Source organism: Legionella spiritensis, assembly GCF_900186965.1.
GTDB lineage: Bacteria > Pseudomonadota > Gammaproteobacteria > Legionellales > Legionellaceae > Legionella_C > Legionella_C spiritensis.
The window spans coordinates 2,929,104-2,943,862 of sequence record NZ_LT906457.1; the positions used below are offsets into that span (position 1 = coordinate 2,929,104).

The following is a 14,759-nucleotide window of genomic DNA, read 5'->3' on the forward strand; positions in this document are numbered from 1 at the left end:
TGAAATGTTATGGCAGCAGCCGTCGAACATTTACTTTACGGCCTTTTAGTTTCCCATTTTGTAAATATTTATAAGCTTTATCGGCCTGACTTCGCCTGATTGCGACATAAGAATAAAGTGTGGACACATCAATTTTACCAATATTATCCCCAGGCAAACCCGCATCTTTAGTTAAAGCCCCTAATATATCACCTGGACGAATTTTTTCTTTTCTTCCAGCAGCAATGCACAAAGTCACCATATCTGGTAACTTAACCGATGTGTTGATCGGGTCTAACTTGCTTTTGTCACCCCAAGCCAAGGACACTCTTGTTTCTTGCTCAATCACACAAAGTCGCTCGGCATCAGCTGGCGTCGTTAGAGTTAAGGCTAACCCTTTACTGCCCGCGCGCCCAGTTCGACCGATTCGGTGAATATGAACTTCTGGCTCAAAGGCCACATCATAATTAATGACTGTAGGAAGATCTTTAATGTCCAACCCGCGTGCGGCCACATCCGTTGCCACTAAAATCAAGGCACTGCGATTACTGAATCGAATCATCGCCTCGTCCCGCTCAATTTGTTCCAAATCCCCATTAAGGGCAATGGCGCTAAACCCTTCGTTGCAAAGAAGGCCCGATAACGAGACGGTTTGATCTTTGGTATTACAAAAAATCAGTGTTGCTGTGGGCCGATAATGCAGCAACAGTGATTTTAATAATGGGAACTTATCATTCTTGTGTGACACTTCATAGAAGCATTGCTCAATATCAAGATGAGATTGCGCATTCTCGATAATCACCCGCTGAGGATTGTGCATAAACTCACCCGCAAGCTGCTCAATTTGAGCCGGATAAGTAGCAGAAAACAATAAAGTCTGTCGCGCCTTGGGGCAAAAATTAATCACTTTTTTGATCGAATCTAAAAAACCCATATCCAGCATTCGATCTGCTTCATCCAGAACCAGCGTTTGTAATTTATTCAATGACAAAGATTCATTGTCTAGGTGCTTTTGCACGCGCCCAGGAGTGCCGACAACAATGTGGGCCCCATGTCTTAGTGAATCCAGCTGAGGGCGCATCGGCATACCGCCGGACAGATTCAGAATTTTAATATTGGATAAAAGTCGTGCTAAGCGCCGCAAAGCCTGGCTGACCTGTTCAGCTAACTCACGCGTCGGACAAAGCACTAGTGCCTGAATGGCGTAATGCTCCACATTTAAACGATTCAATAAAGCCAAACCAAATGCCGCGGTTTTTCCACTTCCTGTATTGGCCTGTGCAATGATATCTGCGCCATCCAGCATGATGGGTAAACTCTCTGCCTGAATCGGTGTCATGTTCTGATAATCTAAAGACACGAGGTTGACTTGCAAGGCATCTCGCAACTTCAAAGAGGTAAAGGAAAGCCCTTCCAAGCTTTCTGGCACAACATGACTATCAGGATTTTTCACGTAGACACATCACAAAGATAATAAAATCAAGGCTATCTTAACACTGAGTAGATTTATTTTAAACAATTTATTTAATTTAAATACATTTATATTTTATATCTTTTAGTGTTCAGAATCTTATATTGAATAGACATCAATCACTGAGGTTATAGGAAATAGGGTTAAAATAGAGCTCAGGATTCTCTGGAAGATTCCTGCAGGAGTCTAGCCATAACTGACCTCAGGTCATACAACAATATGTTCTGTTGATGACTCAAAAGTTTCAAATGATTTTCAGGATAAGAGTACGAGTGTAATTGGGCGTGCTGAATAACGAGAGCTTCAGCAAGTTTACACAAATTTGCTGAAAGTACACCTTACTATCCTGAATATCTCGAATTACTATTCCAGGCGGTTATTGGTAGACCAACCAAACTTCGACAAAATTTTTTCCATTTAAAATTGCCCGGTTCAATTAGTCCGGGTGTTTTATCATTTAAAAAAATTGGCTGGAATATTGCCATTTAATCCCAAATGCGTTCTATGCTCATTGAGCAGATGAACGGTTACGAAAGCCGATGCAGCAGGTTGCTAATTTTATACTTGAGCCTATGATGGAGACGGCAGATTTAAGTTGAATAATGAACTTTCAACAAGCCTACGTGACCAAAAACGGAGCTTTATCTCAGTATGAAAAATCAGAATTGTCAGTATTAAAATAACGGTCAGGGAAAGCTTGTACCATTTTTTTTGCAATATTACAGAAATAATAGTCTCTTTTTGGATCAAAAGTATCTGTCGCAAATGGAGTAAAATGTATGTCACCCCTGCATTTATCTTTTAAGGGGCATTCTGCACAATATTTCTCAAAGTTTCTTTTGAAGTTATCCTTCATTTGTTCAATATATGGATTATTCAATATTATTTTTTTTTGAAATTCATCATATTTGCCAATAATAATATTATTGGCACCTTTTTCTTTTGAAGAGGCATAGGTAATAGTCATAGCCACATATCCATCTGGAAACCAAACAAATGGAACATTGAGCCTGGAGTTTTTTAAATTTTTAAAATACGACTCCCCTCGTATTTCAAGATTAACTCCATACTTTAAAGATAGCTCATACGCATTGTGTAGACTCTCTACATATCTATCCACATCAGGCTGTTGCACATTATTTTTCCTGCTATCACCAAAATCACATATTGGAGAGCACATCAAATAAGCAATATTATTTTTATCACAAAAACGTACGAGATCAGGTATGTTTTGAACGTTACCATTATGAATGGTTGCTCTTATTTTAACTGTCTCATGGTTTGATATTAATTTTTTTATCGTATCAACTGTTTCATTTACAATAACTTTTTTCTGGTTTTTGCTATAACGGAGATTACCAACTGCGCCATCGTAAGAAACTTGAAAATCAATACCCTTGCCCAATAATGCATTAAAGGTTTTTGTGTTATAAATACCATTTGTCATTAAACATTGATGGCAGTTCACATCATTTTCTATTAAAAAATCTACTGTGCTAATCAGAGCGTCGTGGTTTAGTGTTGGCTCACCACCAAAATATATAACTTTAAATAAATCTGTGCCTTTCTTGTCTAAAGATACCAAGTGTGTTTTTATAATATTTTTTGCTAATTCCGGAGACATATGTTGATGATCTTTGTAGACATAATTAAAGCAATATTTACAGTGGATATTGCAAAGATTCGTTAAAGTCAACCAAATGTAGTCTCCCTGCTGCAAGGAGCCAAATGAAAATGGAAGATCAGATTCTTTTGTCATAAATTGACCGCTCTTAAATACCTTCCTTGATAGTTAAAAACTGGATACAAAGTAGTGCAAGCTGAGTACATACCCTCAAGATGCTTCCTTTGTTGTTCTATATTGTAGTTATAAGGTAATATGTTGTTACTATTAAGTGTAGTATTCGCCATAATCGAAGACAAATCATACTTCAGCTCATAAGGCAGAGATTCCTCATAATTAAATTTTACATCTACTGCATAGCTTGTACCATGCCCAATATAATTTGTTTTCAACCCTTGAAATAAATATGAAACACTTTCTTTGTGACCAGCCATTAAAAAAACATTATTACCACTTTTTTCTGCTAACTGAACGCCCCTGGTTTGTATAATGTAAGAGCTACCGTCTATATTGTTATTGAAAAGTCCTGCATGACAACGATCATTCACCATATCAATTTCTATGTGGTGAGTATGATACAAATATTTCTTTAACTCACTAAAAAGCAACCATCGCTTGTAAATGCAATAATTCATTGCGGCGTAAATGCACTGCTGATATTCTAGCGCCTCTTCGCTATTATCATTAAAGCCATACAGCCCCATATTTATCTGCTCAATATTCGCTATATTATTGCCGTAGGTATAGCCTACAGCTCTTTGAAACCACTGTTCCAAAATAACTTTGGGCAAATATTCACTTCCTGTATGAATAAACCCTAATAAATCCACTTTGCTGGAAGCACTATTTTGTTCCTCCATGGGTATTTTGATTTCAAGTGAATTGGTTATTTGAGATAAATCTTTGCATAGTTCATCTAAGGAAAGATCAATAAAAAGATAGTCCAGTAATACTGAAAATTTATCATTTGCAAATTTAGAAGTAGTTACATGGAGATGGCTAACTCCGTGCACCATCACTTCTTCCAGTAATTGTTTATGCTCTAGTTTTCTATCTTCAAGATTTTCGCAGAATTCTATCAGTGACTGACTTAAATACTTCAGTTTTTTTTTATCAACAGAAAATAATTTAAACAATAGAAAACCGCATCCTGGATCACGCAGCAGCGCAGGCATCAACAGAGTTTCATTTTTTAAACTATTCAATAATAACCCATTGGGAACTTTGTTTGACTTTAGTGTTGCTTCAGGAAATAAATGTATAGCACTCTGTCGGGGTAAAACGTTCTTTAATTGCTCAATAAAATAAAGAATTGGAGAACTATAAAAATAATTCTCCAATTCTTTATCTGAATGGAGTACTACTTGATGACACGTCATTTAAGTCTATGACCAGATGTTGGAGGCATCATTTCCAACACCTTATCAACAAGCTTTTCCGTTTTGCTACTAAAAAGTGCCTCATTATAACGAGGGTTATCTTGTTTAGCTTGTACAAGATCTTCAGGTGTTTCCTTACCTTGTAACACATTGATTGCTGTTTGTAGTACGTTGGTTTTATGCTCGTGCTTTGTACCGCTTTTATTTTTTACGGAATCAAGCTGCTCTTGCAGATCATTTAGTAGCTTTTGCTCAGGAGTTTGAGTAACTACTCGATGTCGATCACGATAAGAACTATAGTCGAAATTACTACCACTCGAATAGTCTTCATCAGGAATATGATGGGTCATAATGTAACTCCTACAGTTTATCAATTTTCGGATAACATAAATTTAGTATAGTTACTTGTTAAATATATTCAAAAAAAACGATAGTTGCGCGTGAATTTTCAGCAGAGCGTCAATCAACGAGATATCATGTAACCTATTGATTTTCAATTGTTAATTACTTAATCTTATTTTTAGAAAATCATATTCCCCAATGAAGCCAGACAAAGATTTACCGAAGGTGATTGAAAAGTCCCAAGAAGAGGTAGAGGAAATCATTACATTGATGCCATCATCCCATCTTCCTGAAGGATTAAAACCTTTTGTTATTGACTGTATTCGCCTGGCTTCCTGGATCCCGCGAGCACTGATCGAACATAAAATCACTGTATCCAATTTAAAGCGGCTTATCTTTGGCAAAGCAGATAAGACCACGAAACAACAAGATAAGTCTCCAAAGGCAGAACAGAATAACACCACCGCAGAAGAATCCGAAACCAGCCCTTCAAATGATGAGTGCCATGAGCTCGAACCTAAAGGACATGGACGCCTTCCGCATACCGCCTACATCAATGCACAGGAACACACCATTCCATTAGAGTCCCTGAATGCTGGCCAATTATACCCACATCACTGTGGCGGCAGGCTTTATTCCGTCAATCCCGGCATCCTCATTAACATCAGAGGGCAAAATCTGGCATCTGTTGATAAATACTGGATTGAGAAGCTACGATGCGCTTTATGTAATGAAGTCTTTTTACCAATATTCCAGCCCATGTGCACAAAGAAAAATACCATCCCAGCTTCAAAGCCATATTAGCCTTACAAAAGTACTACATGGGCATGCCCTTTCATCGGCAAGAATACGTTCAATCACTTCTTGGTTTTCCCATTCCGGCATCCACCCAATGGCAATTGATGGAAGAGCTGACGGGTTGTGCGTTGTTAGTATTCCCAGCCTTAGAGAAACTAGCGGCCAATGGTTCTTTGATTCACAATGAGAATACTGTTCTTAGAATCGTAGATACGATTCATCACAACAGACTAAATCCTGATAAAAAACGTACCGGCATGTACACCACAGGAATATTGGCACAAAACGGCGCCCATAAAATAGCATTTTTTTATAATAGCCAACGTCACTCTGGTGAAAATATGGAGCGTCTTCTTAATAAGCGACATAAGAGTAATGCAAAGGTCATCCAAATGTGTGATGCACTAAATCATAACATCCCTGAAACCCATGACACTATTGTATGCAACTGCTTGTCTCATGGCTTTCGTAAGTTTGATGAGTTACAGGCATTCTACCCAGAACACTGCCTGCCCATCAAATGTCTGCTCGATGTTGCCCATTGTCTAAATTCTGTTCCGCGCTTTGAGTGAACACGATAACCAACGGAAATAATCACGTCCAAATTATAATACTTCGGATTACACAAAAACCATGCCTGGTTAAAATTATGATCCTGTCGAAGATAGGAAGCCCAAATGACACTGTCACCCGAATAAAGTAACAAAAAATGATTATTAAAAGAGTCTGTGGTGGGTGAGAACAGTAGCACCCTGATTATACCAGGAGTTGCTTTTATGGTTTTTGGACTCATGCTGGGACGAGCATGTGGCGGCTTACGCCGCCGAGCTTCATCATCGACATGATGTCAATTCGGTCAAATCTGAGACACCTGGTGATGATTATCTAGCGTCATCTGGTTTTCAAGCTGCGATTTGAGATCGATAAAATCGTTTGTTCTTACTTCACATAATGCCTTCATGGCATCCAAATCGCGGCGCGCGGCGCCACACAAACCCACCCGCCGCCGTGCCGCCCCGCGACCTTTATATATTGCAAAATCAACCGACAATTTAGAATCAACACTAAACCAATTTTCATCCTTATCAGTAGCCCAATTATAAAATTGTTTCGATGATTTTGGCTGTGAGGTAAACTTAGGCACAGGATAAAACGGCTCATTAGAGCAGTATTCATCAACAACATGCATAGGTAGCCTTTTTTGTGCACCACCAACACCTTCTCGCCACTGCTTATCTATGGCCTCCCAATCCTTAGCTCCTGGCGCGTTGATTGAATCTACTTGCGTTTGCAGCTCTTGAATGAGGGTATTTTCGAAATCAAAATGCTTTTCAGTGATTGTTTTTCCATTAAGCCTATAAGTGGCTCCGTCGGTGTTGACTTTGTTGTATTGAGCAATCAATTGTGCAAATACCTTTTTGCCTTCTTCATTACTTGGGATGCACTCAATCATTGCTGCCCACATGTGTTTATCTAGAGCCCACAGTGCATATTCAAAGCCACTTATGTTCTCAAATTCTCGCCCAGAACAATCGGTCAGTTTGCCCCGTTTAAAAATTAAATTTATGTCCTGCTTTAACATCGCTTTAACCACATCATGTTCCCCGCGTGTCACATGATGCAATAATTTACGAACATCAATCACAGGTTTAAACAAAGCCAAATGATATTTCGATGTCTGAGCTAAGTTTACTAAATCACGGTTTGATAAATTTTGAGCGGTTTCAATATTTAAGTTCTGGTGGTAATTCATTAAACTTCTCGAATTTGGATTGCATATGACCTTTCACCTTATTTCTATTCACTTGGGATAATTTAAAAAAGAATTATACGTAAATTAATTGAAAATAAAAAGTACTGCATGATTTTAAATTAAACAACTGAAGAGATTACTCAGAAATATTCTTACATTAATGCGAGGTCATACCCTATGAATCACACATTTTAGTTGATAGATTATATTATAGTTTTAATTTTGAAAATTTCGATTCAATATCTTCAATAAACTCTTCTGTTCCTGTTTTTTTGGCTGAAGATTCATCCGGATCATGGGTTTTGAATTTTGATATTATACCACGTTGCTTCTTAATAACATCTGAGTATTGTTTTTTCCATGTACTCATAACGTCCTTTAATTCTATTCCTTCTTCCTTGTTATATGCCTCTACAAGATGTTTCTTTAACTCTGATAGTGCATGGATTTTTTCAGTTTTGTCAGAATATAAAAACGTCCTCCTATACATTTCTTTGTCAATTAATCTGATTATTTTATATAAGTCATTTTTTGATTCACTTATCCCCTCCACCATTTTATCTATTACGGCTTCATATTTCTTATGAACGTCATCAAATTTTTGGCCTGTATTCTTTTTAATCCCTTCTAAATATTGGATGTCATCAATTGAAGGTGACTTTTTCCTCTTTATTTTTTTTGTGTCATCCCTGGCCTTCTTAATAGTTCTGCCAATTACTGCATTTGATGCTTCAAACTCAGTAATTGCGTTCTTTGTAGCTAACATGGCATTTTTAATTGCAGTTGTATCTCCACCTGATTTTTTTATCGATTTGTAAACTTTGCTAATTGCATTAGAAAACAACATGAAAACATAACGTTTTGATTCAACCCGTTCTTTTTTTAACAAAAGGTCATTGTCAAGACTCTTTGCGTATTTGGCAAATTGTTTTAGATTTTCTTTGTTTAATGATGAATAATCACTAAGAAATTTTTTGCGGGCTGTCTTAAGATCTTTTTCAACAGCTATCATATCCTTTTTATCTGTAATCCCATGTTTAAATGGGTCATTCATTATCTTAATTAATTCTTCATATCTTGAGAAACTACGTTCAAATTTACTTGTTTTCTCTTTTAAATTTTTATTTGGAAACACAGATTCAATTTTTCTACTAAATTCTAATAATCCTTCTTTTTTTTCTCTTAAAATAAAAAATTCGTTATTTCTATCCAGGTATTTGGAACCGTTCTTTACTCTGATATGACTTATAGGATTTTTAGGGTTTAATAAGGAAGGATTCTCTAGAAAAGCAAAACCTTGTCTATTTTTTTGTATTTGGTCAAATTGTGTATCAGTCATATCAGTAAGGAATATGCCTGCTTTTAATTTCTTGCGCTCATTTTTTGTATTTATTGCAAGATTTGAGATTTTTTTTGCTCCTTTGACTTCTATTTCGCCAGAACGGTTTGCTTCATATTCAGCTAGAATTTGTTTCTTATTACCGCTATCACTTTTTTTTGAACTTGCAGGACTGGATTTTATACCTTCACTAAGTTGTGCAAATGCGGTTTTAGATTGAGTGGTGCCTAATATTCTTGTCATAAACGACAAATCTTGATCAAAATCCTTTAGGGTAATTACATTAGAAGTGACTTCAGTTTTTTCAGGTGCTACCTGGTGTTTAAATTTTATGATTTCTCGGGTTTCCTCGTGAGATTTCATTTCTAAAGCGCTGTATAACTGGTTACCATCAAGATTTGCAAGCACCTCTAGATGATCCTCAGTAAAAACTTGACACCCATTCGGCCCATATTGAATTTGGTGAGTAAACTGTTTTTCGTCCTCATAAGAAGTGAATTGATAATGTTTGCCATCTGGAAAAATTCTTTCAAGGTCATTGTGATACATCCAGGCTGGAGAGGCATCAATTGAATCCAAAACGAAAGAATGTACTTTTCCGTCTTTAACCATTATGTCTATAGCAGACCAATGTCCAGAGGCTTCAACAGCAAGCTGGAAACGCGTGCCATCAGGTATTCTATCTATATTCTGCTTCAGTTTAGTTAAAAATTGAACAAGCTCGCATTGATCATCATCATTATTGGCTTGTAATACGAAAGCATTAAAATTATTTTGACCTGTCTTTACTGCCCTGGAAATTTTCTTTTGGAAAATAACCGCGGCCATAGCTTCAGGTGTGGCTGGTATAAAACCACTCTCTTTTGAAACTTGCTCAATGTTTGATGTTAATAAATCTGACTTTTTTCTCATACTTATTGAATATAAAACACACACCCTATAAGTATAGTATTTAATCAAAAAGTTTATTTATTATTCTGTAATAAGGCAGTACCATATGGGTTAAGCATTATCGCTTTATCCAAAAATTGTAATAAAAATACTCATATTTTTTCCCTATACCAAACCCACTTGCCCTCCCTTCACCGGCACAAACCCCTTCCTCGTAATCAACGTTTCATCCGCAGGCAAGCGCATCACTTCATCCAGCCTAAGCAAAGGCATGGCCTGGTAGTTGTAGCTGGTGGATGCGTTGTAGCCGTGCTTTTGGTTGCTACTGGATGAAATGGTCAAGAAAATTTGTACAACCCGGTTAAGCCACGTTTTTCATTAACCCAATACTATCCTGGCTCAATATGAACAGGTGGTAGAGCAACGGAAAAAATTATCCGGGTATTTTGCCGAGAAAAAGGATAAGGAAATTCGTCTTCTTGTTCAAACCATGATTGAAAACAAAACTCTCAATCACGTTATGAAAGAAAAAAGCCCTGTTTTATATGACAGGTTACAAGCCTATTTAAAAGAAAAAATGCCCATAAGAGAAAAATAACAAGCGAACTAACAAACTTCTCAAATATTGTAGACGACCAATATTGTCAAAATATAATGATCAAAATATGCACAAGACACTATTTTGAATTTTACGCTTAATGATTAATAAATCATGTATTTATTAATCACGTTTAAATGCTATTATGATTAATAAAAGATAAGGTTATTAATCATGGCTTGGAACTGGCAATTAAAAAATTGGCCAAGTTTTACTTGGGATAAAGACAAATTAGAGCGTTATGAGCACGCATTTATTTTAAATGCTGGTGTTATTATTGGTTCGTCTGAGCACATTTCAAAGGAAGATAAACAGGAGTTATTTGTACAATTGTTATCTTCTGAGGCAGTGGATACTTCTTTAATAGAGGGTGAGCATTTAAATCGCGATAGTGTACAGTCATCTATTAAAAAAGAGCTGGGGTTGTCAGTAGATGTTAAAAAAGCGACTCCTGCTGAGAAAAGTATCGCAATGATGATGGTTGATTTGTACCGCAAAATTGATGAGCCTTTGACACATGAAACCTTATGTCATTGGCACAAGTTATTAATGAGGCATGCTTATCGTATAGAGGTAGTCGGTGCATATCGAACGCATGAGGAGCCAATGGAAATTGTATCTGGCCCTGATTATGCGAAGAAAGTTCATTTTGTAGCACCACCATCAAACACTGTGCCAGCTGAAATGAGTCGGTTAATAAAATGGTTTGAAGATACATCACCCAATGGGAATAGCCCACTACCTTCACTAACGAGAGCCGGTATTGCTCATTTATGGTTTGAAAGTATTCATCCATTTGAAGATGGAAATGGTCGTATTGGTCGAGGCATAGCAGAAAAAATTTTGTCTCAGGGGTATCCGAATGCAATGATGACTGTCCTGGCCAAGACATTATTACAAAAGAGAAAAGAATATTATGACCAGTTAGGAAAGGCCAGTATCACACTGGACATAAACGATTGGTTATTGTGGTTTGCTGAAGCCGTTCTTGAAGCGCAACAAAATACCAGTTTATGGGTACATTGGATCATTGAGAAGGCCAGTTTTATGCGCAAGGCTCAAAGTCAGATCAATGAACGCCAGGAAAAGGTCTTGCTTCGTTTATTTCGAGCAGGCCCCGAAGGGTTCGCTGGTGGTTTGAGTGCCAAAAATTATATGAGCATTACAGGGACTACGATTGCCACCACCACAAGAGATTTACGAGACTTGGTTGAGAAAAACTTGCTCAGAAAAACAGGCGAACGTAAATCAACCCGATACTATTTGAAAATCAATATGCCGTTTCACACATGAGTTGAATTAACACACATGAGTTGAATTAGTTTTGACTTAATCTGACATAACCAGGCTTTAGGCATAGTTTTATAAAGTTTTTTATAAATGTTTCAATTGGCGCTCTGTTATTACAGTAATTTTTTCTTCAACTAAATCCTTAAGATGATAAATAACTGCCTCTCTACTAATGTCTGATCCTGATTTATCATTATACTTAATCAAATCTAATTTTTCTTGAGGAGAGGGATCACGAAAAATGTTCCGGACTTTTTCTATACTATTCCACAAACCTTTTTCAACAAATGCTTGCTTATCACTACCAGAAATTTCATCAGAAAGCATTGCTCGAAAAGCGTCTACTGTATCATGCGGATCTATACCTTTTTCATCAAATTCATAGTGGCATAAACCTGAAATCCACTCACATAAAAAATATTTCTGTAATTCATTTATAGCTGATTCAGGATGGTTTTGATTTGCCTCAAAAAATTTACTTCTCATTAAATACTCCAAATTAGTAAAGGTATCCTTTTTTACTTGTCGCCATGGTCCGCCATAAGCAAAGCCTGAAACTGTATGCCGATAAGGTCAATTTGAATAAATGGTTCCTAATATAACGATTGATAAATTTTTTATCGACATTGTCTTACTCCTTCGGCACCCATAAATTCTTGTGTATATTTCCAAATTACTGTAGGGCCATAACCCTCTGTAGATTGATATGTGTCATTATATACTGCATTTCGACCTTGTATTCCAGCTGGATCGCTATCACCTATATTTAATACATCGAAGGAAAAGTAATATAAGATTTATCCACAAATACTGAGCGTGTTCAATAAACTGCGTCACCACGATCATCATTTCCCAATGACAAATCTATTTCGATGGAAGATTAAATTTGGGACTTAAACAATGAGCGGGGTGACGCAGTTTATTGAACACGCTCTGACCTCATCAAAACATATTTATTAGATATTAAGCCCTCTGTTACATCTTTTTGCCAAAATTTAAGAATTATCTGGGAGTAACATCAGATATGGGGTTTTCGTTATCCCTTAACTGGATACCAGGAGACAAATAGGCCGTGCTTGCATCCAATAAGGGAGAATTATTTTTTCCTCCAAAAAATAGATGCAAATAGTTCGTGTTATCTTCTGCGATTTTAAAAACAGCTTCCTTCATCTGAAGGAATTTGACGTGCTCTAAAAATGCTAGATATTCTCTGGTATAGGTTGCATTACCACCATAATTCAATATGTTAGCGAGTGGGTGAGATTTTTGTGTAATTGGGAGTAAACTTTCCAGGCTCAACTTTTCTGTCGTTAGTTTACCAAGAGCCAGAGCCTTAACCTGTTGACCAAGTAACGATAGGGTTTGCTCGGTAAAAGAAACGCCCTGCAATAATTTATCCCAAAGCAAATCAAGTAAAATCCCGGCTTCTTCTGGATTTTTCCCCTGCATTTCAACGTCAAAATGATTGCGCATACTTATAGCATAGTCACTCCCCAGATCTATTGCTTGCTCAAGAAGACAGATAGCTGCGGGGATATTCTTATCGCCCCCTTTGCCATGTCGGTGCATATGAGCACGGCAATTCATGGCTTCGCTGTTCCCCATCGCGATGGCTTGCTCAAGAAGATGAATCGCTTCGGGAACATTCTTATCGCCACCTATACCATTATCGTGCATATAAGCACGGTTATTTATGGCGGAGTCATCTCCTAAATCCATTGCCTGTTCTGTAAGACGAATCGCTTTGGGGTATTTATCCATCCCTTCATAGCTATCCAGGTGCATGATAGCGCGACAGATCATAGCCTTGGCATGGCCCAAATTAATAGCTTGTTCATAAAGACGAATTGCTTCCGCTGTTTCGACTGGACCGCCCTGGCCATATTGGTGCATCAATGCACGCAAGACCATAGCGTTTGCATTATCCTTTCTTATTTCCTGCTCGCAGATTTCTATTGTCTGAGCAAGAGTGTTTCGTATTGCTTTAGAGTCTTCCGATTTTTGTTTCTTGCTAGAGCTTTTTATTATTGAGCACCATAACGAGGTATACCTATAGTCTCCCTCCAGTAGTTGTTGGGCAATGATTTCGATTAATTGGGGTTTCGATAGTTTAGCTATATCAAGGACGTCGTTACTTTGAGGGGATTGCCCGGAATTTTTTTTGAGCATATTTGTTCTCCTGTTTCTGTCACTATTTTTTAAATGATGGAAACGCACGAAATCACGTGTAAATCTCCATAATGAATTGAGAATGAATCGGTCCATTTGGAATATCAATTAAATATTCGAAAGTAACAAACTCTCATGTTTGTGAGCCAAATGCGTATTCCGGTCAAAATCAATTAAACTACGCCAAGGCATTTGATTACTTCAAGGATTCACGTTCGAATTATGCTCAAAGTGCCTATAGTATGCAAAGATTTTTTGTAACTGCCCAGCCTTCACTGGTGCAATCCCTGTCCTCATAATCAACGTTTGTTGAGCAGGCAACCGCATCACCTCATCCGCCCGCAGCAAGGGCACAGCCTGATAGTTGTAACTGGACGACACACTATAACCATGGTTTTGATTGCTGCTGGATGTGGCACTCACCCGTATGGTCCGAGTGCCCAGCAACTTACTGATGTATTCCGCATCTATCTGCGTTAGATTCGAAATAATTTAGCAAATAGATTGACCACTTACCTACTGATAGATAGAATGGCTATTATGAAAATCACAATAATGCAAGAAAAAATATTGGCGACCGCTGAAAACTTGATCCAAAAAATGGGTTATAACGCCTTTAGCTATAAAGATATCTCGCAAGTAGTAGGCATTAAAACGTCTAGTATACATTATTATTATCCAGCTAAAGAGGACTTAGCTGTTGCTGTCATCGACTGGCAATTGTATCAGCTATCATTGTTTTTAAATGATTTGAAATACAACTCCTCTTTGTCTTTACAGCAAAAGCTATTGAGTTTAGTAGATAAAGTAATGTCCTTGACCTTGCATGATGAGATGAAAATGTGCTTGGGGGGCATGCTTGCGTCGGATGTGATGTCATTACCCGAAAAAGTTAAAGTTAAGGTTCGCTCTTTTTTTAATATATTGGAAAAGTGGATAAAAGAAGCTATCAGTGAAGGAATTTCTGATAAAGATTTGTTTGATATTACGCAACTTGAGGGGCTTCCAAGAGACTTATTGGTTCAATTGGAAGGTGGGTTACTAATGTCTAGATTATACGAGGATATTTCATATGTCGAAACAGTGAAGCATTTTATAAAAAGAACGTTTTAATTTTTTTATTTAA

Annotated in this window: 15 protein-coding genes and 1 pseudogene; 5 read left to right on the top strand and 11 right to left on the bottom strand. The window is 37.3% G+C overall.

The window, feature by feature from the left end:
- Window positions 1–7 precede the first annotated feature (7 nt).
- From dbpA to CKW05_RS13365, 4 genes are all read right to left on the bottom strand, one after another.
- Window positions 8–1,432, bottom strand: a complete 1,425-nt coding sequence (gene dbpA, locus CKW05_RS13350; protein ID WP_231950610.1) for an ATP-dependent RNA helicase DbpA — start codon at window positions 1,430–1,432, stop codon at window positions 8–10.
- A gap of 664 nt (window positions 1,433–2,096) precedes the next feature.
- A complete protein-coding gene (locus CKW05_RS13355; RefSeq protein ID WP_058483024.1) occupies window positions 2,097–3,209 on the bottom strand; it encodes a radical SAM protein in 1,113 nt (370 codons plus the stop codon).
- Entirely contained in the window at window positions 3,206–4,279 is a 1,074-nt protein-coding gene (locus CKW05_RS13360; RefSeq protein ID WP_157737726.1) for an RtcB family protein, read from the bottom strand. The genes CKW05_RS13355 and CKW05_RS13360 overlap by 4 nt, the downstream gene beginning before the upstream one ends.
- Window positions 4,280–4,449: 170 nt before the next feature.
- Window positions 4,450–4,803: a hypothetical protein gene (locus tag CKW05_RS13365; protein WP_058483022.1), complete on the bottom strand. Its 354-nt coding sequence runs from the start codon at window positions 4,801–4,803 to the stop codon at window positions 4,450–4,452.
- A gap of 190 nt (window positions 4,804–4,993) precedes the next feature.
- Between CKW05_RS13365 and CKW05_RS15570 the strand changes: the two genes are divergently transcribed.
- Window positions 4,994–5,599 carry a hypothetical protein gene (locus CKW05_RS15570; RefSeq protein ID WP_231950612.1) on the top strand — a complete coding sequence of 202 codons (606 nt, stop codon included), beginning with the start codon at window positions 4,994–4,996 and terminating at the stop codon, window positions 5,597–5,599.
- 17 nt (window positions 5,600–5,616) lie between these two features.
- The gene (locus tag CKW05_RS15575; RefSeq protein WP_058483021.1) at window positions 5,617–6,165 is read left to right on the top strand and encodes an IS66 family transposase; all 549 of its coding nucleotides are present in this window, start codon (window positions 5,617–5,619) and stop codon (window positions 6,163–6,165) included.
- On the opposite strand, the gene rhuM is transcribed toward CKW05_RS15575, so the two are convergent.
- From rhuM to CKW05_RS15635, 4 genes and pseudogenes are all read right to left on the bottom strand, one after another.
- On the bottom strand, window positions 6,087–6,386 hold the full coding sequence (gene rhuM / locus CKW05_RS15650) for a RhuM family protein (RefSeq protein WP_456298518.1): 300 nt from the start codon (window positions 6,384–6,386) through the stop codon (window positions 6,087–6,089). The genes CKW05_RS15575 and rhuM overlap by 79 nt on opposite strands.
- A gap of 63 nt (window positions 6,387–6,449) precedes the next feature.
- Window positions 6,450–7,371: pseudogene (locus CKW05_RS13390) on the bottom strand (F-box protein).
- A gap of 183 nt (window positions 7,372–7,554) precedes the next feature.
- A complete protein-coding gene (locus CKW05_RS13395) occupies window positions 7,555–9,597 on the bottom strand; it encodes a hypothetical protein (RefSeq protein WP_058483020.1) in 2,043 nt (680 codons plus the stop codon).
- A gap of 144 nt (window positions 9,598–9,741) precedes the next feature.
- On the bottom strand, window positions 9,742–9,849 hold the full coding sequence (locus tag CKW05_RS15635; RefSeq protein WP_408607011.1) for a hypothetical protein: 108 nt from the start codon (window positions 9,847–9,849) through the stop codon (window positions 9,742–9,744).
- A gap of 139 nt (window positions 9,850–9,988) precedes the next feature.
- On the opposite strand from CKW05_RS15635, the gene CKW05_RS13400 reads away from it, so the two are divergent.
- Entirely contained in the window at window positions 9,989–10,174 is a 186-nt protein-coding gene (locus CKW05_RS13400; protein WP_058483019.1) for a hypothetical protein, read from the top strand.
- Window positions 10,175–10,348: 174 nt separating this feature from the next.
- Complete coding sequence (locus CKW05_RS13405; RefSeq protein WP_058483018.1) at window positions 10,349–11,467, top strand: Fic family protein; 1,119 nt, start codon at window positions 10,349–10,351, stop codon at window positions 11,465–11,467.
- Between the two features lie 81 nt (window positions 11,468–11,548).
- Here the strand turns inward: CKW05_RS13405 and CKW05_RS13410 are convergent, their stop codons facing one another.
- From CKW05_RS13410 to CKW05_RS13420, 3 genes are all read right to left on the bottom strand, one after another.
- Window positions 11,549–11,950 carry a hypothetical protein gene (locus CKW05_RS13410; protein ID WP_058483017.1) on the bottom strand — a complete coding sequence of 134 codons (402 nt, stop codon included), beginning with the start codon at window positions 11,948–11,950 and terminating at the stop codon, window positions 11,549–11,551.
- A gap of 516 nt (window positions 11,951–12,466) precedes the next feature.
- Window positions 12,467–13,633, bottom strand: coding sequence for a tetratricopeptide repeat protein (locus CKW05_RS13415; protein ID WP_058483016.1), 1,167 nt, complete (start codon window positions 13,631–13,633; stop codon window positions 12,467–12,469).
- Between the two features lie 201 nt (window positions 13,634–13,834).
- Window positions 13,835–14,056 (bottom strand): type IV secretory system conjugative DNA transfer family protein, encoded by a 222-nt coding sequence (locus CKW05_RS13420; RefSeq protein ID WP_231950614.1) that lies wholly within the window; start codon window positions 14,054–14,056, stop codon window positions 13,835–13,837.
- Between the two features lie 108 nt (window positions 14,057–14,164).
- On the opposite strand from CKW05_RS13420, the gene CKW05_RS13425 reads away from it, so the two are divergent.
- A complete protein-coding gene (locus tag CKW05_RS13425; protein ID WP_231950616.1) occupies window positions 14,165–14,746 on the top strand; it encodes a TetR/AcrR family transcriptional regulator in 582 nt (193 codons plus the stop codon).
- The last annotated feature ends 13 nt before the right edge of the window (window positions 14,747–14,759 follow it).

Bases quoted from the DNA above. Each gene is read 5' to 3' on its own strand.
- CKW05_RS13415 (WP_058483016.1), bottom strand. From the start codon at position 13,633: ATGCTCAAAAAAAATTCCGGGCAATCCCCTCAAAGTAACGACGTCCTT.
- CKW05_RS13355 (WP_058483024.1), bottom strand. From the start codon at position 3,209: ATGACAAAAGAATCTGATCTTCCATTTTCATTTGGCTCCTTGCAGCAG.
- CKW05_RS15575 (WP_058483021.1), top strand. From the start codon at position 5,617: ATGGGCATGCCCTTTCATCGGCAAGAATACGTTCAATCACTTCTTGGT.
- CKW05_RS15635 (WP_408607011.1), bottom strand. From the start codon at position 9,849: ATGCCTTTGCTTAGGCTGGATGAAGTGATGCGCTTGCCTGCGGATGAA.
- CKW05_RS13405 (WP_058483018.1), top strand. From the start codon at position 10,349: ATGGCTTGGAACTGGCAATTAAAAAATTGGCCAAGTTTTACTTGGGAT.
- CKW05_RS13410 (WP_058483017.1), bottom strand. From the start codon at position 11,950: ATGAGAAGTAAATTTTTTGAGGCAAATCAAAACCATCCTGAATCAGCT.
- CKW05_RS15570 (WP_231950612.1), top strand. From the start codon at position 4,994: ATGAAGCCAGACAAAGATTTACCGAAGGTGATTGAAAAGTCCCAAGAA.
- rhuM (WP_456298518.1), bottom strand. From the start codon at position 6,386: ATGAGTCCAAAAACCATAAAAGCAACTCCTGGTATAATCAGGGTGCTA.
- CKW05_RS13425 (WP_231950616.1), top strand. From the start codon at position 14,165: ATGGCTATTATGAAAATCACAATAATGCAAGAAAAAATATTGGCGACC.
- CKW05_RS13395 (WP_058483020.1), bottom strand. From the start codon at position 9,597: ATGAGAAAAAAGTCAGATTTATTAACATCAAACATTGAGCAAGTTTCA.
- CKW05_RS13365 (WP_058483022.1), bottom strand. From the start codon at position 4,803: ATGACCCATCATATTCCTGATGAAGACTATTCGAGTGGTAGTAATTTC.